22 protein-coding genes and 1 riboswitch are annotated in these 24,748 nt (G+C 73.8%); of the genes, 17 read left to right on the top strand and 5 right to left on the bottom strand.

Features of this window, described 5'->3' with window-relative positions:
- Window positions 1-28: 28 nt before the first annotated feature.
- Window positions 29-469 (bottom strand): nitroreductase family deazaflavin-dependent oxidoreductase, encoded by a 441-nt coding sequence (locus tag AC5L35_RS28945; protein WP_495062882.1) that lies wholly within the window; start codon window positions 467-469, stop codon window positions 29-31.
- Window positions 470-542: 73 nt separating this feature from the next.
- A riboswitch (TPP riboswitch) is annotated at window positions 543-651 on the top strand.
- Between AC5L35_RS28945 and thiD the strand changes: the two genes are divergently transcribed.
- The 6 genes from thiD (at window position 641) to AC5L35_RS28975 (ending at window position 8,198) form a co-directional block, all read left to right on the top strand.
- On the top strand, window positions 641-1,498 hold the full coding sequence (gene thiD, locus AC5L35_RS28950) for a bifunctional hydroxymethylpyrimidine kinase/phosphomethylpyrimidine kinase (protein ID WP_495062883.1): 858 nt from the start codon (window positions 641-643) through the stop codon (window positions 1,496-1,498). (Overlaps the previous riboswitch by 11 nt.)
- A 139-nt stretch (window positions 1,499-1,637) precedes the next feature.
- The gene (thiC, locus tag AC5L35_RS28955) at window positions 1,638-3,290 is read left to right on the top strand and encodes a phosphomethylpyrimidine synthase ThiC (protein ID WP_495062884.1); all 1,653 of its coding nucleotides are present in this window, start codon (window positions 1,638-1,640) and stop codon (window positions 3,288-3,290) included.
- A gap of 77 nt (window positions 3,291-3,367) precedes the next feature.
- Window positions 3,368-5,659, top strand: a complete 2,292-nt coding sequence (locus AC5L35_RS28960; RefSeq protein WP_495062885.1) for a xanthine dehydrogenase family protein molybdopterin-binding subunit — start codon at window positions 3,368-3,370, stop codon at window positions 5,657-5,659.
- An 8-nt stretch (window positions 5,660-5,667) separates the two neighbouring features.
- Entirely contained in the window at window positions 5,668-6,240 is a 573-nt protein-coding gene (locus tag AC5L35_RS28965) for a (2Fe-2S)-binding protein (RefSeq protein ID WP_495062936.1), read from the top strand.
- The gene (locus AC5L35_RS28970; RefSeq protein ID WP_495062886.1) at window positions 6,237-7,049 is read left to right on the top strand and encodes an FAD binding domain-containing protein; all 813 of its coding nucleotides are present in this window, start codon (window positions 6,237-6,239) and stop codon (window positions 7,047-7,049) included. The genes AC5L35_RS28965 and AC5L35_RS28970 overlap by 4 nt, the downstream gene beginning before the upstream one ends.
- A 30-nt stretch (window positions 7,050-7,079) precedes the next feature.
- Window positions 7,080-8,198 (top strand): serine/threonine-protein kinase, encoded by a 1,119-nt coding sequence (locus tag AC5L35_RS28975; protein ID WP_495062887.1) that lies wholly within the window; start codon window positions 7,080-7,082, stop codon window positions 8,196-8,198.
- 70 nt (window positions 8,199-8,268) lie between these two features.
- On the opposite strand, the gene AC5L35_RS28980 is transcribed toward AC5L35_RS28975, so the two are convergent.
- Both AC5L35_RS28980 and AC5L35_RS28985 read right to left on the bottom strand, forming a co-directional pair.
- Window positions 8,269-8,928: a response regulator transcription factor gene (locus AC5L35_RS28980; RefSeq protein ID WP_495062888.1), complete on the bottom strand. Its 660-nt coding sequence runs from the start codon at window positions 8,926-8,928 to the stop codon at window positions 8,269-8,271.
- Window positions 8,925-10,124: a sensor histidine kinase gene (locus AC5L35_RS28985; protein ID WP_495062889.1), complete on the bottom strand. Its 1,200-nt coding sequence runs from the start codon at window positions 10,122-10,124 to the stop codon at window positions 8,925-8,927. The genes AC5L35_RS28980 and AC5L35_RS28985 overlap by 4 nt, the downstream gene beginning before the upstream one ends.
- A gap of 121 nt (window positions 10,125-10,245) precedes the next feature.
- Here AC5L35_RS28985 and AC5L35_RS28990 point away from each other — a divergent pair, with 121 nt between their 5' ends.
- Complete coding sequence (locus AC5L35_RS28990; protein ID WP_495062890.1) at window positions 10,246-10,845, top strand: hypothetical protein; 600 nt, start codon at window positions 10,246-10,248, stop codon at window positions 10,843-10,845.
- Window positions 10,832-11,995, top strand: a complete 1,164-nt coding sequence (locus AC5L35_RS28995; RefSeq protein WP_495062891.1) for a DUF418 domain-containing protein — start codon at window positions 10,832-10,834, stop codon at window positions 11,993-11,995. Before AC5L35_RS28990 ends, AC5L35_RS28995 begins: the two co-directional genes overlap by 14 nt.
- 10 nt (window positions 11,996-12,005) lie before the next feature.
- On the opposite strand, the gene AC5L35_RS29000 is transcribed toward AC5L35_RS28995, so the two are convergent.
- Window positions 12,006-13,325 (bottom strand): DUF4232 domain-containing protein, encoded by a 1,320-nt coding sequence (locus tag AC5L35_RS29000; RefSeq protein ID WP_495062892.1) that lies wholly within the window; start codon window positions 13,323-13,325, stop codon window positions 12,006-12,008.
- A 238-nt stretch (window positions 13,326-13,563) separates the two neighbouring features.
- On the opposite strand from AC5L35_RS29000, the gene AC5L35_RS29005 reads away from it, so the two are divergent.
- Complete coding sequence (locus AC5L35_RS29005) at window positions 13,564-14,232, top strand: helix-turn-helix domain-containing protein (protein ID WP_495062893.1); 669 nt, start codon at window positions 13,564-13,566, stop codon at window positions 14,230-14,232.
- Between the two features lie 98 nt (window positions 14,233-14,330).
- The gene (locus tag AC5L35_RS29010; protein WP_495062894.1) at window positions 14,331-15,848 is read left to right on the top strand and encodes a GMC family oxidoreductase; all 1,518 of its coding nucleotides are present in this window, start codon (window positions 14,331-14,333) and stop codon (window positions 15,846-15,848) included.
- Between the two features lie 24 nt (window positions 15,849-15,872).
- Here the strand turns inward: AC5L35_RS29010 and AC5L35_RS29015 are convergent, their stop codons facing one another.
- Window positions 15,873-16,973 (bottom strand): GNAT family N-acetyltransferase, encoded by a 1,101-nt coding sequence (locus AC5L35_RS29015; RefSeq protein ID WP_495062895.1) that lies wholly within the window; start codon window positions 16,971-16,973, stop codon window positions 15,873-15,875.
- A gap of 143 nt (window positions 16,974-17,116) precedes the next feature.
- Here AC5L35_RS29015 and mftA point away from each other — a divergent pair, with 143 nt between their 5' ends.
- Genes mftA through AC5L35_RS29050 form a run of 7 tightly spaced genes read left to right on the top strand, consistent with a single transcriptional unit; the run spans window position 17,117 to window position 24,729 of the window.
- Window positions 17,117-17,218: a mycofactocin precursor MftA gene (mftA, locus tag AC5L35_RS29020; RefSeq protein ID WP_169395464.1), complete on the top strand. Its 102-nt coding sequence runs from the start codon at window positions 17,117-17,119 to the stop codon at window positions 17,216-17,218.
- Window positions 17,208-17,501 carry a mycofactocin biosynthesis chaperone MftB gene (mftB, locus tag AC5L35_RS29025; protein ID WP_495062896.1) on the top strand — a complete coding sequence of 98 codons (294 nt, stop codon included), beginning with the start codon at window positions 17,208-17,210 and terminating at the stop codon, window positions 17,499-17,501. The genes mftA and mftB overlap by 11 nt, the downstream gene beginning before the upstream one ends.
- A 24-nt stretch (window positions 17,502-17,525) precedes the next feature.
- Window positions 17,526-18,785, top strand: a complete 1,260-nt coding sequence (gene mftC, locus AC5L35_RS29030; RefSeq protein ID WP_495062897.1) for a mycofactocin radical SAM maturase — start codon at window positions 17,526-17,528, stop codon at window positions 18,783-18,785.
- A 29-nt stretch (window positions 18,786-18,814) separates the two neighbouring features.
- Window positions 18,815-20,764: a mycofactocin system FadH/OYE family oxidoreductase 1 gene (locus AC5L35_RS29035; RefSeq protein WP_495062898.1), complete on the top strand. Its 1,950-nt coding sequence runs from the start codon at window positions 18,815-18,817 to the stop codon at window positions 20,762-20,764.
- Window positions 20,761-22,755: an oxidoreductase gene (locus tag AC5L35_RS29040; protein WP_495062899.1), complete on the top strand. Its 1,995-nt coding sequence runs from the start codon at window positions 20,761-20,763 to the stop codon at window positions 22,753-22,755. The genes AC5L35_RS29035 and AC5L35_RS29040 overlap by 4 nt, the downstream gene beginning before the upstream one ends.
- On the top strand, window positions 22,752-23,456 hold the full coding sequence (gene mftE, locus AC5L35_RS29045; RefSeq protein WP_495062900.1) for a mycofactocin biosynthesis peptidyl-dipeptidase MftE: 705 nt from the start codon (window positions 22,752-22,754) through the stop codon (window positions 23,454-23,456). Before AC5L35_RS29040 ends, mftE begins: the two co-directional genes overlap by 4 nt.
- A 40-nt stretch (window positions 23,457-23,496) precedes the next feature.
- Complete coding sequence (locus tag AC5L35_RS29050; RefSeq protein ID WP_495062901.1) at window positions 23,497-24,729, top strand: alkaline phosphatase family protein; 1,233 nt, start codon at window positions 23,497-23,499, stop codon at window positions 24,727-24,729.
- Window positions 24,730-24,748: the final 19 nt, after the last annotated feature.

Raw genomic sequence — 24,748 nt, forward strand, 5'->3', positions numbered from 1 at the left:
CGCGGCCGCGAACGGCCGCTGCGGTGGCTCAGGCCTCGGCCGGCTCCAGCACGAAGACCGGGATCTGGCGGTCGGTCTTCTTCTGGTAGTCCGCGTAGTCGGGGTAGGCCTCGACGGAGCGCTCCCACCAGGTGGCCTTCTCGTCGCCGGTGACCTCGCGGGCGACGTAGTCCTTGGAGACGGTGCCGTCCTGCAGCTCGACGTGCGGGTCGGCCTTCACGTTGTAGTACCAGACCGGGTTCTTCGGGGCGCCGCCGAGCGAGGCCACGATCGCGTACCGGCCGTCGTGCTCGACGCGCATGAGCGGCACCTTGCGCAGCTTCCCGGACTTCGCCCCGCGGGTGGTCAGCAGGATGACCCGGCGGCCCTTGATGTCGACGCTCTCCGTGGTGCCGGTCTCGAAGATCTTCTGGGTCTGGTCCCGGACCCAGCCGACGGGGCTGATCTCGTACTCACCTGTCAATGGCATATCTGTGGGCAACCCGGGGGCGACCTTGAACATTCCGTGATCTCTGGCGCACCGGGCGTCGCCCAGGTTACGGTCGAGGTATCACGGGAGCTCGCAGCAGCGGGCTGAGAGGGCGGCTGGCGCCGCCGACCGCAGGAACCTGTCCGGGTAATGCCGGCGTAGGGAGGCAACATGGGAGAGCCGACGGTCGGCGTCACACCGCCGCGGGTGCTCACGATCGCGGGCACGGACTCGGGTGGGGGCGCCGGAGTCGCCGCCGACCTGCGTGCGTTCACCGGGTGCGGGGTGCACGGGTGCATCGCGGTCACCGCGGTCACCGTGCAGAACTCCGTGGGTGTCACGGGCGTGCACCCGATCCCGCCGGAGACGGTGGCCGCCCAGATCGAGTCCGTGGCCGGCGACATCGGGCTGGACGCGGCGAAGACCGGCATGCTCGCGAGCCGGCCGATCATCGAGGCCATCGTGGCCGCGTGCGACCGGGTGGGGATCGGCGGCACCGGCCCCATCCCGTTCGTGATCGACCCGGTCGCGGCGTCGATGCACGGCGACCAGCTGCTGGCCGACGAGGCGCTGGACGCCTACCGCACGCTGCTCTTCCCGCGCGCCACCGTCATCACCCCGAACCTCGACGAGGTGCGGCTCCTGGTCGGGATCGACGTCCACGACCGCAGCGGCCAGTACGACGCCGCGAAGGTGCTGCACGGCCTCGGGCCGCAGTACGTGCTGGTGAAGGGCGGCCACCTCGAGGAGGACGTCGACAGGTGCGTCGACCTCCTCTACGACGGTCACACCTTCACCGAGCTGCCCGGACCCCGCTTCGACACCGGCAACACCCACGGCGGCGGCGACAGCATGGGCGCGGCCATCGCGTCCGGGCTCGCCCGCGGCATGGCCGTGCCGGAGGCGGTCGTGTTCGGCAAGCGCTACGTCGTGGAGGCCGTCCGGCACTCCTACCCGCTCGGCGCCGGCCACGGGCCGGTGTCGCCGCTGTGGGCGGTTCGCCACTGGTGGGAGGAGCCCACCCCCTGATCTCCCGGTCGCTCGACCGGTGAGCACAACTCCAGATGACACGCGGGAGCTCGTGATCGAACGGGCTGAGAGGGCGGCTGATCATCGCCGCCGACCGCAGAACCTGTCCGGGTAATGCCGGCGTAGGAAGGACGATGCCATGACGGCACTCGAGGACCGTTCGGTCCGCCCCGAGGTCACCACCGGTCCCATCCGGGGCTCGCACAAGGTGTACCTGGACGGCCCGGACGACCTGCGGGTCCCGGTCCGCCGGGTGGAGCTCAGCACCGGCGAGCACCACGACGTCTACGACACATCAGGGCCGTACACGGACGGCGACGCCACGATCGACGTCCGCGCCGGCCTCCCGGCGCTGCGTGCCCCGTGGATCGCCGCCAGGGAGCCGGTCGGCGGCGCCGCCACCCAGCTGGCCTGGGCACGGGCCGGGGTGGTCACCCCGGAGATGCGGTTCATCGCGATCCGGGAGGGGGTGGACGCCGAGCTGGTGCGGTCCGAGGTCGCCCGCGGCCGGGCCGTGATCCCGGCGAACCGGTGCCACCCCGAGGCCGAGCCGATGATCATCGGCAAGTCGTTCCTGGTGAAGATCAACGCCAACCTCGGCAACTCGGCCGTGACCTCCTCGATCGAGGAGGAGGTGGAGAAGATGGTGTGGGCCACCCGCTGGGGCGCCGACACCGTCATGGACCTGTCGACCGGCAGGAACATCCACGAGACGCGCGAGTGGATCCTGCGCAACTCGCCCGTCCCGATCGGGACGGTGCCGATCTACCAGGCGCTGGAGAAGGTGGACGGCGACCCCGCGAAGCTGTCGTGGGAGGTCTACCGCGACACCGCGATCGAGCAGTGCGAGCAGGGCGTCGACTACATGACGGTGCACGCCGGCGTGCTGCTGCGCTACGTGCCGCTCACCGCGAAGCGCGTCACGGGCATCGTGTCGCGCGGCGGGTCGATCATGGCCGCGTGGTGCCTCGCGCACCACCGCGAGTCATTCCTCTACACGAAGTTCGAGGAGCTCTGCGAGATCCTCCGCGCCTACGACGTCACGTTCTCCCTCGGCGACGGGCTACGGCCCGGCTCGATCGCGGACGCCAACGACGAGGCCCAGCTCGCCGAGCTGCGCACCCTCGGCGAGCTCACGGCGATCGCCCGCGCCCGCGACGTGCAGGTGATGATCGAGGGACCCGGCCACGTCCCGCTGCACAAGATCGCGGAGAACGTGCGGCTGGAGGAGGAGTGGTGCGGCGAGGCGCCGTTCTACACCCTCGGCCCGCTGGCCACCGACATCGCGCCCGGCTACGACCACATCACCAGCGCGATCGGCGCCGCCACGATCGCGGCCCGCGGCACCGCGATGCTCTGCTACGTCACGCCGAAGGAGCACCTCGGCCTTCCGGACCGGGACGACGTGAAGACCGGCGTGATCACCTACAAGATCGCAGCGCATGCCGCCGACCTCGCGAAGGAGCACCCCAGGGCACAGGCGCGCGACGACGCGCTGTCCGCCGCCCGGTTCGAGTTCCGGTGGCTCGACCAGTTCCACCTCTCGCTCGACCCGGACACGGCGCTGTCCTTCCACGACGAGACGCTGCCTGCCGAGCCCGCCAAGACCGCGCACTTCTGCTCGATGTGCGGGCCGAAGTTCTGCTCGATGCGCATCACGCAGGACGTCCGCGAGTACGCGGAGGCGCACGGGCTGACGAGCGTGGAGGCGATCGAGGCCGGGATGTCGGAGAAGGCCGAGGAGTTCACCAGCAGTGGCGGCCGGGTCCAGCTGCCCATCGTGAACGGGTGAGGCCCGTGGCGCCCCGGGAGATCGTGTGACGCGCTGCGCCACGCGATCAGCGCAGCTCGGGACTACGCTCAGCTGCGATGAGCATCATGGGCACGCGCGTCGTCCGAACAGAGGATCCGGTGTTCCTCTCCCGGGGCGCCACCTACACCGATGACCTGACCGACGAGCGACTGAACGGTGCCCTGCACCTCACGCTCGTGCGGTCCCCGCTCGCGCACGCGCGGATCACCGCCGTCGACGTCGAGGCCGCCCGTGAGGCGCCCGGCGTCGTCGCGGTGTTCACCGGCGCCGACGTCGACCTGGCGCCGGCGCTGCTGTTCGCGGGCGCCAACTCCGGCATGGTCCGACCATGGCTGGCCACCGACAAAGTACGGTTCGTCGGTGAGCCGGTGGCCGCCGTGCTGACCGAGCTGGCCTACCAGGGCCAGGACGCCGCCGACCTGGTCGAGGTCGACTACGACCCGCTGCCTGCGGTGGTCGACCCCCGGGCGGCGCTCGCGGACGAGGTCCTGCTGTTCGAGGAGGTCGGCACCAACCTCGCCGGCGGCTTCGGGCACGACGAGGAGTTCGACGAGCACCTCTTCGACGACTGCGAGGTCGTCGTCACGCGGGACATCGTCAACCAGCGCCTCGCCGCCTCTCCTCTGGAGACGCGCGCCGCCGCCGCCGTGTGGGGCGACGACGGGCGCGTCACCCTCTGGGCGTCCACCCAGAACCCGCAGTCCGCCCGGGACGAGATCGCCGGCTGGCTGGGTATCGACGCCGGGCTGGTCCACCTGATCGCCCCGGACGTGGGCGGCGGTTTCGGTGCGAAGATCGGGGCCGACCCCGAGTTCGCGCTGGTGGTGTGGCTCGCCAAGGCCGTCAGCCGTCCGGTGCGCTGGACCGAGACCCGCTCGGAGAACCTCACCGGGATGCTGCAGGGCCGAGCGCAGCTGCAGACCATCACGATCGGCGGCAACCGCGACGGCGACGTGCTCGCCTACCGCCTCGACATCATCGCCGACGCCGGTGCCTACCCGCGTCTCGGCGTGTTCCTGCCGTTCTTCACCCGGCAGATGGCCCCCGGCGTCTACGACATCCCCAAGGTCGAGTCGCGGGCCCGCACCGTGGTCACCACCACCACGTCGACTGGTGCCTACCGCGGTGCCGGGCGTCCGGAGGCCACCGCGGCGATCGAGCGGGCCATGGACCTGTTCGCCGCCGAGATCGGCAAGGACCCGGCCGAGGTCCGCAAGCGGAACGTCGTGCCGCCGGACGCCTTCCCGTTCGAGACCAAGGGCGGCGCCGTCTACGACAGCGGCGAGTACGCGAAGGCCATCGACCGGGTGCTGGAGGGGTCGGGCTACGCGGAGCTGCGCGCCGAGCAGGCCGCCCGCCGCGAGCGTGGCGACGTCGTCCAGCTCGGGATCGGCGTCTCGGCCTACGTCGAGATCACCGGTGGCGGCGCGTTCAGCGAGGACGCGTCGGTCGAGGTGCACGCCGACGGCACGGTCACTGTCCTGACCGGAACCTCGCCGCACGGCCAGGGTCACGCCACCGCGTGGTCGATGCTGGCCAGCGAGCACCTGGGCATCCCCATCGAGAAGATCACGGTGAAGCACGGCGACACCGACCTCATCCCGCGGGGTGCAGGCACCATGGGCTCGCGCAGCCTGCAGACCGGCGGTGTCGCGGTCCACCAGGCGGCAGGCGAGCTCGTCGAGCTGGCGAAACGGCGCGCTGCCGACGTCCTGGAGGCGAGCGTCGACGACCTGGAGGTCGCCGACGGCGCCGTCACGGTCAGGGGCACCGACACGAGCGTCACGCTCGCCCAGCTCGCGGAGAAGGAACCGCTGAAGGTCGACACCGTGTTCGACAGCGGCGCCCCGACGTTCCCGTTCGGCGCGCACGTCGCGGTCGTGGAGGTCGACATCGAGTCGGGCAAGGCGGTGGTCGACCGGATCATCACCCTCGACGACGCCGGACCGATCGTCAACCCGCTGCTCGCCGAGGGCCAGCGCCACGGCGGTATCGCCCAGGGCATCTCCCAGGCGCTGCTCGAGGAGGTCGTCTACGACCCCGAGGGCAACCCGCTCACGGCCACCTTCGCCGACTACGCGTTCCCGTCGGCGGCCGAGCTGCCCAGCTTCACGTTGCTGGACATGGCCACACCCACCAATCTCAACCCGCTCGGCGCCAAGGGCATCGGCGAGGCGGGCACCATCGGTGCCACGCCCGCGGTGCAGAGCGCGGTGATCGACGCCGTCTCCTACCTCGGCGTCCGCCACATCGACATGCCCACCAGCCCGTTGCGGGTGTGGGAGGCCATCAATGCCGCCCGCGGCGCGAGCGGCGGTAGCGACAGCTCCGAGGGAGCGCAGCAGTGACGATCTCAGTGAACACATCCGTCAAGGTCGGCATCACCGTCAACGGCACGGAGACCTCCGCCGACGTCGAGCCGCGCCTGCTGCTCGTGCACTACCTGCGGGACGTGCTCGGGCTCAAGGCCACGAACGTCGGCTGCGACACGACCTCCTGCGGCGCCTGCACGGTGCTCGTGGACGGCGAGTCCGTGAAGTCGTGCACCGTGCTCGCGGTGCAGGCCGACGGGCAGTCGGTCACCACGATGGAGGGGCTCTCCCCGAACTCCACCGAGCTGCACCCGATGGCGGCGGCGTTCCGCGCCGAGCACGGCCTGCAGTGCGGGTTCTGCACGCCCGGCATGGTGATGGCCGCGGTGAGCCTCCTGGAGGAGAACCCGACCCCCACCGAGCGCGAGGTACGCGAGGGTCTCGAGGGCAACCTCTGCCGGTGCACGGGCTACCACAACATCGTGCGCGCCGTGCTCTCCGCCAGCGGGCAGAACCCCGACGCCGTACAGACCACCTCCGTCGACGCGGACGCCGACCAGTCACCGGCCGGCGGCGTCGAGTCCGCGCCGGGCTTCTCCACCGGGAGTGGTGCATGATCCCCGTTGCTTTCTCCTACGCGCGTCCGGACTCCGTGGACGGTGCGCTGGCGCTGCTCTCGGAGCACGGGGAGGACGCCACGATCCTCGCGGGCGGCCACTCGCTGCTGCCGGTGATGAAGCTGCGGCTCGGTGCACCCGAGGTGGTCATCGACATCGGGCGGCTGCCGGAGCTGCGCTACATCCGGGTCCAGGGCGACGAGGTCGCCATCGGCGCCGGCACCCGGCACCGCGACCTGGAGGCCTCCGACGTGCTCGGTTCCGACGTGCCGCTGCTCGCCGCGGTGGCACGCACCGTCGGCGACCCGCAGGTGCGCCACCGCGGAACCATCGGAGGGTCCCTCGCGCACGCCGACCCGGCGTCCGACCTCCCGGCCGCTGTTCTCGCGCTCGGGGCCACCATCGTGCTGCGCAGCCCGCGCGGGGAGCGTCAGGTCCCCGCCACGGGCTTCTACACCGGGATGTTCTCCTCGGTGAAGGAGCCCGACGAGCTGATCGTCGAGATCCGGGTGCCGCGCACGGGCTCGGCCGGGTGGGCGTACGAGAAGTTCACCCGCCGGGCCAACGACTGGGCGATCGTCGGGGTCGCGGTGGTCGACGGCCGCGTGGGCCTGGTCAACATGGGAGCGAGCCCGTTGCGGGCGTCGGCCACGGAGGCCGCGTTGGCCGACGGGGCGTCCATCGACGAGGCGGCGGCGCTGGCTGACCAGGGCACGGACCCGCAGACCGACGTGTCGGCCACGGCGGAGTACCGGCGGCACCTCGCCCGGCTTCTCACACGCCGCGCCCTCACCACCGCCGCCGGCTGACACTCCTGGGGCTGATTCCGCCATTTGCGCATGAATGAGGCGCAATGGGGGAACGGGGACGGCATGGCCCTCGACGAGTCCATGCCGTCCAGGGATCGGGCTGCTGAGCCCCGGGACGGGCGACGGCTCATCGCCGGTCGGTACGCGCTCGGCCGGGTGCTCGGCATCGGGTCGTCCGCGGTCGTCCACCGGGCCCGCGACCTGCGCAGCGGCGACGACGTGGCGGTGAAACGCTTCCACTCCGGGTCGTCGCCGCACGACCTGCGCCAGCAGCACCGGGAGATGACGGTGCTCGCGCGGCTCGACCACCCCGGCCTGGTCGGCCTGCACGACGGGGGCACCGAGGACGGCAGGCCCTTCGTGGTCACCGACCTCGTCGAAGGTCCGACGCTGGCCCAGCGGATCAGCGCGGGCCCGATCGCGCCCGGTGCCGTCCGGACGCTCGGCAGGCAGTTGGCCGAGGCGCTCGCCCACGTGCACAGCGGCGGGATCGTGCACCGTGACGTGAAGCCGGCGAACGTGCTGCTCGACGGCGTGCGGCCGCGGCTCGCCGACTTCGGCATCGCCCGCGCGCTCGACGGGACCGCGGCCACCGCCACCGGGTGCGTCGTCGGCACGGCCGCCTACCTCGCGCCCGAGCAGGTGCGCGGGGAAGCGGTAGGCCCCCCGGTGGACGTCTACGCGCTGGGGCTCGTGCTGCTCGAGGCCCTCACCGGACGCCGCGAGTATCCCGGCCTCGCCGTGGAGTCGGCGACGGCGAGGCTGCACCGCTGTCCGGTGGTGCCGCGCGGACTGTCCGGCGGTCTCAGCGAGCTCATCGCGGCCATGACGAGGGACGATCCCCGGAAACGGCCCACCGCCGCCGAGGTCGCCGCCGTCCTCGCCGCCGACCCGGCTCGTCGGACGCGGCGGGCGCCTGCCGGGCTGGAACACGGGCGGCACCGGGTGCCCGGTCGCGGGCAGCGCAGGCCCGCGAAGCCCCGGCTCGCACTGATGCTGCTCACCGGGGTGGTCGCGGTGCTCGCCGGAACCTCGCCGTCGGACCCGCCCGGCCACGGCACCGTTCCGGACGTCGATCAGAGCGCCGTGGTGCCGGGCATCCCGGGTGCGTCGCGCGGCACCGTGTCCGCGGGCCTGCTGAGCGAGTAGTACGGACGCGTCAGCGCGCGTCGATGATCCGGAGAGCGCGCCGCCAGCACACAGCCGGAGCGCCAGGCCGTCAGCCGACGAGGCCGGCGTCCTGCGCCGCGATGGCCGCCTGCAGCCGGGAACGCAGCCCGAGCTTCGTGAGCACCCGGGACACGTGCGTCTTCGTGGTCGCCTCCGTGATCACCAGCTCCGCGGCGATCTCCGCATTGGACAGGCCGCGCCCCAGGCAGGTGAGCACGTCGGTCTCCCGGGGCGTGAGATCGGCGAGGCCGGCAGGCGGCTGCGGACGGCGCGCCGGTGGGGCGAGGCGGGAGATCACCCGGCGGGTGATCTCCGGGGCGAGCACCCCGTCGCCGCGCGCCACCGCGCGCACGGCCGCGAGCAGCGACGGGGCGTCCACGGACTTGAGCAGGAAGCCGGCCGCCCCGGCGGCGAGCGCGGAGTCGACGTAGTCGTCGAGGTCGAAGGTCGTGAGCACGAGCACCTCGCACACCCGCTCCCGCGTGCCGGGATCCCCCACGAGCCTGCGCGTGGCCTCGATCCCGTCGATGCCGGGCATCCGGATGTCCATCAGCACGACGTCCGGGGCGGTCTCCCGCGCCAGCGCGACGGCCGCGAGCCCGTCGGCCGCCTCTCCGACGACGGTGATGTCCGGCGCGGAGTCGAGGATCATCGTCAGGCCGGTGCGGATCGCCGCCTGGTCGTCGGCCACCACCACCCGAACCGTCACCGCGGCACCCCGTCCGGGACGGGCACGGGCAGCGCGGCGCGGACACTCCAGGTCCGCTCCCGCGGGCCCGCCTCGACCGTGCCGCCCACCGCACCGGCCCGCTCGCCGAGCCCCACCAGGCCCGTACCGCTTCCGGGTGCTGCCGGGGCGTCGGGAACGAGGTCGTTGTCCACCTCGATCACCAGCTCAGCGTCCCGGTGCTGCAGTGTCAGGCGCACCGCGGCGCCGGGCGCGTGCTTGGCCGCGTTCGTCAACGACTCCTGCACGATCCGGTAGGCGGCGAGATCCACGGCGGCAGCGACCGGCTCCGACTCGCAGCGGCGGTCGTCCACGTCGATGCGCAGTCCGTTGGACCGGCCGGCGGCGAGCAGGTCGTCGAGCCGGTCGAGCCCGGCCGGGGAGGTCCGCGGTTCCGCGTCGGCCGAGCCTTCGGCGCGCAGCAGGCCGATCATGGTGCGCATCTCCGCGAGCGACGCCACGCTGTCGCGGCGCACGGCCGCGAGCACCCGGCGCAGTGTCGCGGGGTCGGCGTCGGGCAGCGTGAGCGCGGCCTCGGACTGGATCGCGATGGCCGACAGCTGGCCCGCGATCACGTCGTGCAGGTCCCGGGCCATCCGGGTGCGCTCCGCGGTGATCGCCGCAACCCGGTCCAGCTCGGCCATCCGGCGGGTCTGCTCGGTGCGCTCGCGCTCGGAGTCGGCCGCCTCGCGGTGCCGTCGGACCTCCTGGGCCCACAGCACGGGTATCGCGAGCAGCAGGCCGAGGTTGAGCACGGTGAGCAGGGCAGCCCGGCCGCCGTCGGAGACGAGGCTGGCCAGCCCGAGACCGGCTGCGACCAGCGCGGCGGTGGCCGCCACCGCCAGGCTCGCGCGCCGCGAGGTGAACAGGATGGCGCAGTAGAGCATGTCGCCGAACACCAGCACCGCTCCCAGCGGGCTGCTCCCGGTGGCCAGCATCCCGCCGACCACCGCGGCGCAGGCCACGGCCAGGCCGAGCACGGGCCGACCCCGCCGTTGCGTCTCGCCGAGGCACGCCACGGCGATCACGACCAGCCCGGTCCAGAGCGGCGGTTCTCCCGCGCCGGGACGCGCTGACACCGTGACCTCGGGCAGGACCAGCAGCAGGATTGCGCCGACCGCGAAGTAGCCGATGGCTTGGAACGCGTCCTCGCCCCGCTCCCGTCCCGACAGCCGCACGTGACCATCCCAGCACGGCCGCCCGGTGCGGCGCGTCGGTCGAAGGAGGTACGTCCGGGGCTGCGGAGATCGATCCGACGACGGACGACCGGGGCGGTCCCGGCGGCCAGAGTCTCCCGGCATGGGGGATTTCCTGTCCGAGAACCCGCTGGTGCTGCTCATCGGCGCCAGCGAGGTGGGCTTCTGGGTGCTGCTCGCCGCGGGCCTCGCCGCGCGCTACCTGCTGCGGGCCCGCCGGCTGAGCACCGTGCTGCTGCTGCTCGTGCCCGTCCTCGATGTGGTGCTGGTGTCGGCAGCACTCGTGGACGTGGCCGGTGGCTCGCCGCCGGATGCCACGCACGGTCTGGCCGCGGTCTATCTCGGCTGCACGGTCGCGTTCGGGCACTCGCTGATCCGCTGGGCGGACGCGCGGTTCGCGCACCGCTTCGCCGGAGGGCCGCCACCGCCTCAGCCACCCCGCTACGGCGCCGCGAAGGTGGCGTACGAGTGGCGGGAGTGGGGCAAGATCGTGCTGGCGTGGGGGATCGCGCTCGCCGTGATGCTGCTGACGGCGACCGTCGCCGGCACCGGTGTGCCCGCGCCGCTCGAGTGGTCGGTCGACCCGATGTGGAGTTGGGGTGCCCGGCTCGTGCCGGTCGTGCTGATCTGGTTCGTCGGCTGGCCGCTGTGGACCACGCTCTCCCCGCCCCGCGCACCGGAGACCACCGATGTCCGTGGCTGAGCAGGCGCCGGCCACCGGCCGGATCGCGTCGCTCGACGTCCTGCGCGGCGTCGCGATCCTCGGCACGTTCGCCTCCAACGCGTGGCTGTTCGCCGTTCCGGGGGGCGCCACCGTGTGGCTGTCGGGAGGGCTGCTGGCGAACGACCCGGTGGAGGCGGGGCTGCGGCTGCTGTCCAACGGCAAGTTCCTCGCGCTGCTGACGTTGCTGTTCGGGGTGGGGATCGAGCTGCAGTACCGGGCCGCGCTCCGCCGGGGCACGCCGTGGCCGGGCCGGTATCCGGTACGGGCGCTGGTCCTGTTCGTGGAGGGCGTGCTGCACTACGTGCTCGTCTTCGAGTTCGACGTGCTCATGGGCTACGCGGTCGCCGCGCTGCTCGTGGCGTATCTGGTGGGGCGCAGCGACCGTGCCGTGCTGGCGTGGACGGTGGCCGTCGGCGGTGTCTACGTCGTCGTGCTGCTCGGGCTGACCGCGCTGCTGCTCGCCGTGCCGGACGACGCACCGGCCACGCCGGTGGCGGATCCCGCGGCCACCGCGAGCTGGCCCGCGCAGGTGGCCGACCGCTCGCAGTACCTCCCGCTGTTCCGCATCGAGATCCTGCTGGTCGTCCCGTCGGCCACCGTGCTGTTCCTGCTCGGCGCGCGGCTGCAGCGGTCGGGCACCTTCGCCGGGTCCCCGGCAGGCGCGCGGATCCGTCGCCGGTTGATGGTCGGGGGGTTCGGGGTGGCGCTGCCGCTCAACGCGCTCACGGCGTTCGGCGGGGAGGATTGGTTCCTGGTCGACCGCTACCTGCTGCCGACGCTCGTCGCGCTCGGCCTGCTCGGCCTGGTGACGAGCATCGTGCTGCGGTCTCGGGAAGCACCCGGGCCGCTGCGTCGGGGGCTCGCCGCCGTCGGCCGGACGGCCCTGTCCAGCTACGTGCTGCAGAACGTGCTGGGCAGCGTGCTCTGCTACGGCTGGGGGCTCGGCCTGGCCGTCCGCCTCGCCGATGCGCGGCCGTGGTGGGTGGTGGGGCTGTGGGCCGCGGTCTGCGCGGTCCTGATGGTGGCCGCGTCGCTGTGGCTGCGACGCTTCGACCGGGGGCCGTTGGAACTGCTCGCGCACCGCGTGCAGGGCATCGGCCGGGTGCCGGTCCAGCCCGGAAGGGAGTGACGGAGATCTGTCACGGGCTGCCCGGCTTCCACCCGCTCACCTGCATCGTCGCCCCGTCGACGACGTCGAACGGGGCGGGGCCCTCCCCGAGCGGGACGTCGCCGGGGGCCGCGGTTCCCGGCAGCGTGACGTTCATGGTCTGCGGGGTGTCGTGGTCCGCCGCGGCGCCGTACCCCTTCCAGAACAGGGTGAAGGACGCCGTGCCACCGGGGGCGACGCCGACCCGCTGGGCGGTCGGTGCCTTACCGGATCCGCTCATCGACCCCGGGACGACGTCGAGGCGGAGCGGCCGGCCGCCCTGCGCCAGCGTGACGCCGGCGAACCCGTCGAGATGGCAGGGGTGGGGGCCGTGCTGGGTGGCCACCACGGTGACGGCCCGGGAGCCCATGGTGGCGTCCCAGCCGGCGACGCTCCACGTGAGGTCGCCGGGCAGGCACGGGGTTGCCGCATCGACCGGAGCGGGCGGTGGGGCGGGCGCCGTGGTGCGTCGCGCCGGCTCGGGAGGGAGCGTCGGGAGCACGGCAGCCGGCGGCGGCCCGGCAGTGCCGGGTTCCTCGGCGGAGTCCGGCCACGGCACCGCCAGTGCCACGATGGACGCGACGCCGAGGGCAGCGATGACGGTCCCGGCGACGTTCCGCACCGGCCCTGTCCCGGTCGACTGCTCGCCTCGTGCGGGCAGGACGCGGCCCAGGAGGACGACCGCGGCGAGCGTTCCGGCGTCGGCGATCAGGATCGGCCCGGTGGCCGGCGGGCCACCGTCGATCAGCCACAGCGTCACCCCCACCGTCACGGCGAGGGCCACGGCGCTGCCGACCAGCGCGATCAGCCACTCGACGCGCGCCGAGCGGCGTGGGGGTCCGGTCGCGCGGGCGACGTCGGTCACCAGGCGCGCCTGGAGGAGCCAGAAGATGCAGAGGGCGGCCGGGATGGCCTGCTCGGCGCCGAAGGCGGCTGCCAGCAGGAGGGGTCCGGCCACCGCGCAGAACACCAGCCCGACCAGCGCGACGGCCCCGGCCTGGCCCCACGGGGGCAGCGGGGACCTGGCGGAGGAGCGCGGACCCCGCGGCAGCTGACGCCACGTCAGGACGCGGCCGGCCAGCACCACCAGGAACCCGGCGCCCACCACCCACCACATGGCCCGCAGCATGTGCGCCGCCTCGGGGGTGTCACATGGATCGAGGGGCGGGCATCCCTGGTCGGGGTCGAGCGACCAGGGCGAGTAGCGCCGGGCCACCACGGCGGCGGCGACCATCACGAGCACGCCCGCCGCGGTCACCACCCGGCCCGTCCAGGGTGGGTGGGCAGGCGGGAGGCAGTCAGCGGGCGACACGGATCGGCACTCCCTCGTCTCACGCGGAGCCGGGGCCGTCCGCCGGGCCCGGACTCTAGTGCCGTGCCGGGGGCCGGGACCGCACTGTGCCCACCAGCCGGGTGCCGAGCCGCTGCGGAGTATGTCGCCGATGGTCGTTCTCCCGGCATTCCACCCGCTGGTGACGCGTAACAATTCGGTAAGTGGCACAGCCGATGATCGACGGTTGGCAACCTGCTTGACTCAGTATGTTCAGGGGGTGACGAGGAAGTCGGCGGCGGACGAGAGCGCTGGCCGTAGTGTGGTCCGCGGTGTATTCGCGGTTTTGCGTGAGTTGCAGAACGAGACGGGGCCGCTCGGTGTCAGCGCATTGTCGCGACGTGTCGGGCTGCCGAAGTCGACCGTTCAGCGCCTGCTGGTGCAGATGGCCGCGGAGGGTGCTGTCGAACGTGTGGGGCGGGCTTGGACCATCGGCCTCTCGATGAGGCAGTCCCCGCTGGATACGCGAGCGGTGTCCGGATTGAGGATCGTCACCAGGCCACGCTTGCGGAGGATCGCGCTGGCCACCGGTGCATCCACGTTCCTCTCCGTCGGCGACGCCGCGGGCCCGGTGACCTTGGACCAGGTCAGCGGGGCGCTGATCGACCCGCGGATCTCTCCGGAGCAGCAGATGAGCGCGGCTGCGCACCCCGCGTCGGCCGCGTCGCTCTCCATGACGGCCGGCGGCCCGGCGATCGAGCGTGGTGCGGTGGTGCCGGCGTACGAATGTCTCGCGACGATTTTCCAGCTTCCCGGGGGCGGGGCCGGTGTGCTGACTATGACGCTGCCGCGCGGCCGCAACATCGAGCAGTTCGTGAAATCGTTGCATCGCGTGAGCGAGACCATCGGCGGCGACGTCGAGAATGTCGATCGGGAGGGCGGTTGGTGATCGTTGTGCCGCTGGGTGGCACCGCGCCGAGGGTGCCACGGAAAAGGTGTGCACGCTGGAGACCGGGGTAGTTCCGAGTCATCCGAAGGGCGTGGGAAATGGCCTCCTCGACATCTGTTCACGATTTCGTCATCGTCGGCGGAGGCAGCGCCGGTTGTGTGTTGGCCGCCCGCCTCTCGGAGGACGAGAACGTGCGCGTCCTCCTGCTGGAGGCCGGCGCCGGGCAGCCTCTGGACGCCGCGGTGGTACCGCCGGCCTGGCCCACCCTCCTGGGCTCGTCGATGGACTGGTGCACGAGCACCGTCGAGTTGGCTGCCACCGGGTCGCCGATGCCCTGGCCCCGGGGGCGAGGACTCGGCGGCTCCTCTGCCCTGAACGGCATGGTCTTCACCCGCGGGCATTCCTCCAGCTACGACGCGTGGGCCGAGGCGGGGGCGAAGGGATGGGGTTTCGCCGACCTGCTCCCGTACTTCCGGCGCACCGAGAACGTCGAGGGCCGCGACCCCGCCCTGCGCGGCGTCGGCGGACCGCTGACCGTCCGGCCGGCGGAGCCGAACCCCGCGGTGCGGGCGCTTCTGGACGCTGCTGCCGAGGCCGGCCACCCGGTGGCCACCGACATCAGCGGCGGCCGGGAGGAGGGGTTCGGGCTTCCCGACCTCAACATCCTCGACGGAGCCCGGCAGAGCGCCGCTGACGCCTACCTCCGGCCGGCGCTGCGCCGACCCAACCTCGACGTGGTGACCGATGCACCGGTCCACCGGATCCTCGTCGGGGGCGGCCGCTGCACGGGTGTGGAGTACCGCGTGGGCACCGAGGTGGTCACGGCGGCGTGCACGCGGGAGGTGGTGCTGACCGCGGGTGTCGTCGGGTCGGCGCAACTGCTCCTGCTGTCGGGCATCGGCCCCCGGGCCCACCTCCGCGAGGTCGGTGTCGAGGTGACGCTCGATCTCCCCGGCGTCGGCGCGAACCTGCAGGACCACCCCATGACGACCGTCGTCTACACCGCGAAACAGCCGATGGCCGCCAGCGCGAACAACCACGGTGAGGCGATCGGTCTCGTCCGCAGCGGTCCCGAGACCGATGTCCCTGACCTGCAGATCCTGTTCGTCGCCACGCCCTACTATGACGTCATGACGCTGCCGGGTCCCCGGGAGGGCTACACGATCGCGGTCTCGCTGATGAACCCGCGCAGCCGCGGGACGGTGCGGCTGGCCACGGCCGACCCGACCGCGGCGCCCCTGCTCGACCCCGCGTACCTCACGGACGAGCGGGACCTGCACGTGATGGCCACCGGTGTGCGGATGGCGCGGGAGATCGGCGACGCGCCGGCGTTGGACCGCCGGCGTGCCGTCGAGGCGCTGCCCGGCCTCGACGTGTCCGGCACCGACCGGGTGCGGGAGTACATCCGGAGAAGCCTGTTGCCGTACTTCCACGGGGTGGGCACGTGCCGGATCGGCTCCGACGACACGGCCGTCGTCGACAGCGACCTGAGGGTGCACGGGATCGAGGGGCTCCGCGTGGCCGATGCCTCCGTGATGCCCTCGATCGTCTCCGCCAACACCAACGCCACCGTCTGCGCCATCGCCGAGCGCGCAGCCGTCCTGCTCACCGGGTGACGGGGCTAGCCGCGGCCGCCGCGGTCACGGCGTGAGCCGGGCCGACCAGGAGCGCGCGACCTCGGTGAAGCCGCGGCGCGTGTACCAGTGCCTGGTCCAGTCGTCGATGGCCGCGTTGAGGACGACGAGGTCGCAGCCGGCCCGTGCCGCCATGGCCATCGCCGTGCGGAGCAGGGCGTCGCCGTGCCCGTGCCTGCGATGCTCTGGCTCGGTGCTCACGGCGTCGAGCAGAGCGGTGCCGCCGTCGATCGCGAGGACCGCCGAGGCGACGAGCTCGCGACCGGTGGGGACGGCGAGGTAGCGGACGTCGACGACGGCCTCCTCGAGACGCCTGCCGTCGACGGCCTGGGCGATCTCCTCGTCGCGGATACCGGGCAGGTCGCGTCGCCAGGAGGCGTTGATCAACGGGCGCAACGCGTCGGCGTCGACCTGCTCGACGCGCGCGACCGGTTCCCCGCCCGCCGGCGCCGCCATCCCGACCATCTCCTGCACCTCCCAGCCGCGGCCGGCGAGCCCGGCGGCGGTGTCCGCCAGGTGCGCTCCGGAGAGCAGGGCCCAGCGTTGCGCCCCCGAGTGGTCGAGGACGCGGTCGGCGTCGGCGTCCACCTGCGCGGCGTCCGCCCGGCCGCTCACCAGCAGCTGGTTGTGCGCCGGCGAGGCGGGGACCGCCGCGGTGCGGACGGCGACCCCGCCCGTGACGGGCACCTCGGCGGTGGCCGTCCGCCGCAGCACCGACGGTTCCAGGATGTCGTGGCGCCAGCCGGGGTCGACGGGCCCGAGCTCGGGAGCGTCGAACCCGCCGTCCGGCCGCGGTCGGTACGGCAGCACGGCGAGCACGGCCGCGGCGGGCACGGGGCCGTAGGCGTGCGGGAAGCGCATCGAGGGCGGATCGGTCGGCAGTCCGGGTTCGAAGCGCACCGGGACGACGATCCGGTCGGGGTCGAGCACGAGCAGCACCAGGTCGGTGCGACCGGTGAAGAGCCGCCCGGCCGGTAGCGCCACCTGCTCCGGCGTGGACAGGTGGACGAACCCGACGTCGGCGAGCGAGGGCGGCGCGATCACGCCGGCAGCGAGGGCGGAGCGCCATTCGGCGGGCGTGGTGAGGTGCAGGAGGGGACCGGGCACGGTAGGCAGCATGCCGCCTCCCCGGCGCTGGAGCGGGATCGCCGTGCCGGAATTCGGGACGGGATGCCGTCGAGTCTTGTCATTGGCACCGGGTGCCAATTAACGTTCGGCGGACCACCCCCGTCGACGGCAGGAGGCCTTCCATGCCCCCGATCGAGCAGTCCGAGTCCGCGACCGAGGAGCCCGTCGTCGAGGAGATGCTCGTCGAGGAGGTCTCGATCGACGGCATGTGCGGTGTCTACTGACCACGCTCCGAGCGAGCCGTTCGACCCGGACCGCGGCTATCGCTGCAGCCCGCGGGTGGCGCTGCGCCCCGAGCCGTTCGGGGCGCTCGTCTACCACTTCGGCACGCGCAGGCTTTCGTTCCTGAAGACGCCGCAGCTGGTCGCGGTCGTGTCCGGCCTGGAGCAGCACCACTCCGTGCACGCCGCGATCGACGCGGCCGACGTGGCGGACGCGCAGCGCCCGGCGTACCTGCGGGCCCTGGCCGGCCTGGCCGCCAACGGCACCATCGAGCAGCGGTCGTAGAGACGTCCTAGAGACGGAGTCGCAGTGAAACTGGTCGAGCACTTCCAGTACGGCCTGAACTCACCGATCTGCCTCACCTGGGAGCTCACCTACGCCTGCAACCTGGCGTGCGTGCACTGCCTGTCGTCCTCGGGGCGCCGGGACCCTCGGGAGCTGAGCACCGCCGAGGCCAAGGGCGTGATCGACGAGCTGCAGCGGATGCAGGTCTTCTACGTCAACATCGGCGGTGGCGAGCCGACCGTGCGCTCCGACTTCTGGGAGCTGCTCGACTACGCGGTCGGCCACGACGTCGGCGTCAAGTTCTCGACCAACGGGATCAAGCTCGACGAGAAGCGGGCCCGGCAGCTGGCGGCCACCGACTACGTCGACGTCCAGATCTCCCTCGACGGCGCCACCGCCGACGTCAACGACCACGTGCGGGGCCCCGGCTCGTACGCCACGGCGATCCGGGCTCTGGAGAACCTCGCGGCGGCCGGGTTCGCCCAACCGAAGATCAGCGTGGTCATGACACGGCAGAACGTCGACCAGCTCGACGCGTTCACTACGATCGCCGACGAGTTCGGGGCGCAGCTGCGGATCACCCGGCTGCGGCCGTCCGGGCGCGGTGCCGACGTCTGGGACGAGCTGCACCCCACCGCGGGGCAGCAGCGTCAGCTCTACGACTGGCTCGTCGCGCACGGCGAGGGTGTGCTGACCGGCGACTCCTTCTTCCACCTCTCCGCGTACGGCGAGTCCCTCCCCGGGCTCAACCTCTGCGGCGCGGGGCGCGTGGTCTGCCTGATCGACCCGGTCGGGGACGTCTACGCGTGCCCGTTCGCCATCCACGAGAACTTCCTCGCGGGCAACGTCCGGGCGCCGGGCGGGTTCCAGCAGGTCTGGCAGCACTCGGAGCTGTTCGCGCAGCTGCGTCAGCCGCAGACCGGCGGCGCGTGCCGAAGCTGCGGCTTCTACGACTCCTGCCAGGGCGGCTGCATGGCGGCCAAGTTCTTCACCGGCCTGCCGCTGGACGGTCCGGACCCGGAGTGCGTGCGCGGGTTCGGCGAGGAGGCGCTCGCCGCGCGCGATGAGGGCACCCTGGTCCCGCGGTCGGACGTCGACCACTCCCGCTCGGCGCCGCGCAACACCCGTGGTCCGGTGCCGGTGCAGATCGGCATGCCGAGCCGGGCAGGCGCCACCGCGGGTCCCACGGCGCAGCCGGACCGGGCCTGCGAGACGAGCCCGCTGGCCGGGATGCCCGGCGATGCCTCCGACTCGCGCCTGCGGGTGCCGGTGGCCGGGAGCTGACCTCGAGCCGGCCCACGTCGGAGGCGCACGTGCCACGGCTGGCCGGACCGGTCGTGCTGCGCGGACGCACGGCGCCCAGCCGGGTGCTGTTCGGGCCGCACGAGACGAACCTGGCGTGGCGCCGGGAGCTCTCCGATCGGCACGTCGCCTACTACGCGCGGCGGGCCGCCGGCGGGGCCGGGGTGATCGTCACCGAGGTGGCGAGCGTGCACGGGTCGGACTGGCCCTACGAGCGGGCGCCGCTCGCGGCCGACGCCGGGCCCGGCTGGGCGGCGGTCGCGCAGGCCTGCCGCCCGTACGGCCCGCTGGTGCTCGCCGGTCTCGGGCACGCGGGCGGGCAGGGCAGCTCCGCGTACGGGCAAGAGGCGCTCTGGGGGCCGTCCGGGGTGGCCGACCCCGGCACCCGCGAGGTGCCGATGGAGGTCGGGCAGCCCGAGATCGACGCGCTGGTCGCCGGGTTCGCCGCAGCGGCAGCCTCCGCCGTGTCCGCGGGACTGGACGGAGTGGAGGTCGCCGCCGGCCAGCACTCGATCCTGCGCCAGTTCCTGTCCGGGCTCACCAACCACCGCTGCGACACCTACGGCGCCGACCGCGTCCGCCTGCTCCGGGAGGTGCTCACGGCGGTGCGGGCCGGCCTCGGCGCGGACGGCGTGCTGGGGCTGCGGCTGTGCTGCGACGAGCTGGCCCCGTGGGCCGGGGTCACCCCTGAGCAGGGGACCGCGGTGGCGGCGGCGGTCGCCGGGCTCGTCGACTACCTGGTGCCCGTGCGCGGGTCGGGCCTGTCGGTCTGGGCGACCCGCCCCGACATGCACGAGGAGCCCGGCTTCAACCACGGGCTCTGCGCGCGGGTGCGCGCCGCCCTGGCCGTTCCCGTCGTCCTGCAGGGGAGCGTGGTGGACCCGGAGTTCGCACAGCGGGCCCTCGACCAGGGCGTCGCCGATCTCGTCGAGATGACGAGAGCGCAGATCGCCGAGCCGGACCTGGTGGCGCACGTCCGGGCCGGGACGGCGGAGCGGATCCGCCCGTGCACGCTCTCCAACGCGCGCACCGCGGTCCGTGACCCGCGCAACCCGGTCGTCTCCGACGACGCCGAGCCCCGTGCCGGGCACGAGACCGAGGACCCGGCCGTCGAGGGCGCCGACGTCGTGAGCCGCGCCGTCGTGGTGGTCGGTGGGGGACCGGCCGGGCTGGAGGCGGCGCGCGTGCTGGCGCTGCGCGGCCACCGGGTGCGTCTCCTCGAGCGGGACGGCCGGCTCGGCGGCGCGCTGCGACTCGCCGCCGCGGTGCCCGGCCGCGCGCGGCTGGGCCTGCTCGTGCCGTGGTGGGAGCGGGAGCTGGCGCGCCTCGGGGTGGCCGTGGAGCGGGGCGTCGAGGCCGATCCGGCGATGCTCGACGCGGCCGCGTGCGCAGGAGAGGCAGTGCTGCTCGCCACCGGTTCGCGCCCGGCGCAGCCGCCGGACGGGGAGTCGGCCGTCCTCGACGCGGGGTCCTTCGAGGCCGCCGTGCTGGCGGCCGGGTCGACCGCGGCGGTGCTGGCGCGCTGGGCCGCCGGGACCGTGGTCGTGCACGACCCGGTCGGGGACGCGACCGGCGTCGGGATCGCCGAGCAGGTCGCGGCAGCGGGACGGGCCGCGGTCCTCGTCACGCCGGACCAGGTGGCCGGGGTCCAGCTGGCCCGCACCGGCGACCTCGTCCCGGCGAACATCCGGTTGCAGCGCGCGGGGGTGGCGCGGGAGCTGCGCACGCGGCTGCTCGACGTGCGCGCCGGGCGCGCGGTGCTGGAGCACGTCTGGACCGGCGCGCGCCGCGAGATCGACTGCGCGGCGGTGATCGACTGCGGCCACCGGCTGCCCGCCGACGAGCTGTGGCGGGCCCGGCCGCAGCTGCGGCGGGCCGGGGACTGCGTCGCGCCCCGCACGGTGCACGAGGCCGTGCTCGAAGGGCGCCGCGCCGCGTTCACCGTGGGGGCGTCCGGATGATGCTCTTCTCCCCGCTGCGGGTCGGGCCGCTGACGCTGCCCAACCGGATCGTGTTCTGCGCACACCTGACGGGCACCGCGGTCGACGGGCTGCCCACCGAGCAGCACGCCGCCTACTACGCGGCACGCGCCGCGGGCGGGGCCGGGTTGGTCGTCACCGAGGAGCACTCGGTGCACCCGGACGACCGGCCGTACGAGAAGCTGCTGCGCGGGCACGATCCGGCCGCCGTGCCGGGCTACCGGCGGCTCACCGCGGCCGTCCACGCCCACGGCGTCCCGGTGCTCGCGCAGCTCAACCACAACGGCGGCCAGTCGTCGGGCCTGTACTCGCGACGGCCGCTGTGGGCACCCTCGCCGGTGGCCGACCCGCTGTTCCGTGAGGTCCCGGCGGAGATCACGGAAGCGGAGATCGGCGAGGTCGTGGCGGGGTACGCGCGCACCGCAGGCCACTGCGTCGTGGGCGGCTTCGACGGGGTCGAGATCCAGTGCTCGCAGGCGTCGCTGCTGCGGCAGTTCCTCTCCCCGCTCACCAACCGGCGCACCGACCGCTACGGCGGTGACCTGGAGAGTCGGGCACGGATCGTGCGGGAGGTGCTCGCCGCGGTGCGCGAGGCGATCGGACCGCGCAGGGCGCTCGGGGTGCGGCTCTGCGGTGACGAGGGGGTTCCCGGCGGCACGTCGCTCGCCGAGGCCGTGGCCACGGCCCGGCTGCTGGCCGCAGGCGGCCTGATCGACTACCTGAACACCTCGGTCGGCGTCGCGACCGCCACGCTGCACCTGGTCGAGCCACCGATGCCGGTGCGTGCCGGGTACGCGCTGCCCGTCGCGGCCGCGATCCGGGGGGCCGTCGCGCTGCCGGTGGTCGGCGTCGGCCGGTTCACCGACCCCGCCGACGCCGACCGCGCCCTCGCCGAGGGCCACTGCGACCTGGTGGGGGTCGTCCGCGGGCAGATCGCCGACCCGGAGTTCGCCGCGCACGCCCGCACCGGACGGCGCGGCCGCACGTGTGTGGGGTGCAACCAGGAGTGCGCCGGTCGGGTGGGACTCAACCAGCGGCTGGGCTGCGTGGTGAACCCGCGGGCGGGCCGGGAGGCGGTGGCGCTCCCACCTCCCCACCCACCCCGCGAGTCGCCCGTTTCCGGTGCGCGAGTCGCCGATTTCGCGTGGGCGAGTCGCCCGTTCCGGGGCGGCCGGGCCGTCCTCGTGGTCGGTGGGGGTCCCGCCGGGCTGAGCGCCGCGGCCACCGCGGCCGCCCGCGGGCACCGGGTGACGTTGTGCGAGCGCGACCAGCGCACCGGCGGGCAGGTGGCGGTGGCCGCCTCGGCGCCGGGCCGCGCCGGGTTCGCTGCGGTGGTGGGTGACCTGCTCGCCGAGTGCGACGGCGTCGACATCCGCACCGGCGTGACCGTGGACGCCTCGTTCGTCGAGCGCGAGCAGCCCGACGCCGTGGTGCTCGCGACCGGCGCCCGCCCGGCCCGCCCCGGCTGGGCCGGGTCGCTCGCGCGCATCGCCGACGTGCGAGACGTGCTGACCGGTCGCGTGGCACCGACGGGCTCCGTGCTCGTGTACGACGAACTGGGCTTCCACCCGGCGACCTCCGTTGCCGAGCACCTCACGGCAGCAGGCTGCACGGTGGAGATCACCACTCCGGGGATGGTCGTCGGCCAGGACCTCGGCCTGACGCTCGACATGGAGCTGTTCCACGGCCGCGCGCACGCCGCCGGGATCACGATGACCACCGACCGGGTCGTGCTCGCCGCGGCGCCCGCCCGGTCCGGCGTGGTGCTCACCGTGCTGGACCACGCCGTCGATGCCGTCTCCGAGATCGGGTACGACTGGGTCGTGACCGCCGTACCACCGGAACCGGAGGACGCGCTGTGGCGGGCGCTGCGCGAGCAGGACGTTCCGGTGCACCGGATCGGTGACTGCCTCGCCCCGCGCCGGGCCGACGCCGCCGTCCGTGAGGGTTACCGCATCGGAGCCGCGCTGTGACCACTTCCGCCCGCTCGCTGGGCAGCCGCACCTGGACCGAGCTGGAGGGGTGGCACACGCTTCTCGTCCCGGTCGGGGCGCTGGAGCAGCACGGCCCGCACCTGCCACTGGACACCGACGCCCGCGTCGCCACCGCCGTCGCCCGCCGCGCTGCCGATGCCGCGCCGGGTGTGCTGGTGGCGCCAGCACTGGCCTTCGGCGCGTCGGGTGAGCACGAGGCATTCCCCGGCACGCTCTCGATCGGGCACGAGGCGCTGCGCGCAGTGTTGGTCGAGCTGGGCCGCTCGGCCGCGCGGTGGGCCGCTCGGCTGGTGTTCGTCAACGGCCACGGCGGCAACTTCCCCACCGTCGCCGACGCGGTGGTGCAGTTGCGTGCCGAAGGCCGGGATGCGACGTGGTTCGGCTGCGGCGTGCCCGGCGGCGACGCCCACGCGGGCCGCACCGAGACGTCACTGCTGCTCGCACTGGCTCCCGAGCTCGTCCGGCTCGACGCGGCCGGACCGGGCAACACCGCCCCGCTCGCCGAACTGCTCGCCGACCTGCGCAGCGGAGGGATCGTCGCCGTGAGCCCGAACGGCGTGCTGGGCGACCCGGCCGGCGCCACCGCCGAGAAGGGCGAGCAGCTGCTGACGGCGATGGCCGACCGCCTCCGCACCGCCGTCGAGACCTGGACCCCGAACTCCCGAGGCGCGCTGGGGTGACCCGGGTTGCAGCAAAGCCACTTTGACGCAACCTGGCTGCATGAAAGTGGCTTTGCTGCAACGGGCGGCGCGCGCTGCGGCGGGGCGCGGCCGCGGCCGCGGTGCGATGCTGGACGTCGTGACCGACCCCGTCCTGCCCGTGTACGGGCACCGTTCCCTCGCCGAGGTGCTGCCCGCTCTGCTCACCGCGCTCGACGTGCCCGGCGAGACACCCGGGCAGCCGGGCCTGGAGCTCGCCCCGGCCCCGGCCGTCGCGTTGCTCCTGATCGACGGGCTCGGCAGCGAGCTCCTACGCGCGCACGCCGCCGACGCGCCGTTCCTCGCGGGCCTGGCCGACGCCGGCCCGCTCACGGTCGGCTTCCCGTCCAGCACGTCGATCAGCCTCACCTCGCTGGGCACCGGCCTGCCGCCGGGCGCGCACGGCATGCTCGGCATCTCCTTCCGCACCGCCCCCGACGAACTGCTCGACACCCTGCAGTGGCGGTCGGTCGGGCCGCCGGACCCCGTCGACCTGCGGGAGCGCCGCCCGCCCGAGGAGATCCAGCCGAGCACCACGGCGTTCGAGCGGGCGCAGGCCGCCGGCGTCGAGGTCACGGTGGTGTCGAAGGCCGAGTTCGGCGGTTCGGGCCTCACCCGCGCTGCGCTGCGCGGCGGCCGGTACGCGGGCACGTACGCGCTCGGCGACCTCGCCGCCGAGATGATCGGCGCGCTCGCGGGCCAGGGCAGGCGGCTGGTCTACGGTTACCACGCCGATCTCGACGCCCTGGGCCACCTGTACGGCCCGGGGACGCTGCCGTGGCGGCTGCAGCTGAGCCAGGTCGACCGGCTGGTCTCGCTGGTCGCCGAGCACCTCCCGCCCGACGGGGTGCTCGTGGTGACCGGTGACCACGGGATGGTCCGGGTCGACCGGGTCGTCGACGCCGACACCGACCCGGCGTTGCGCTCCGGCGTCGAGCTGCTGGGTGGCGACCCCCGGTCGCGGCACGTCTACGTGCAGCCCGGCGCCCAGGACGACGTGCTGGCCGCGTGGCGAGCGGTCCTCGGCGACGGCGCCTGGGTGGTGCCGGGCGAGCAGGCGGTCGCCGACGGCTGGTTCGGGCGGGTCGACGAGCGCATGCGCAACCGGATCGGGGACGTCGTGGTCGCCGCCCGCGGCGGCACGGCCGTCGTCCGCTCGGCGGCCGAGCCCGTGCTCGCGGGACTGCCGGGGCAGCACGGCTCCCTCACCGCGGCCGAGCAGCTCGTGCCGCTGCTGGTCGTGCGCCCCACCTGATCGCTCGCTGCCCGGGCCA

The organism is Pseudonocardia sp. OZ21 (assembly GCF_059359135.1).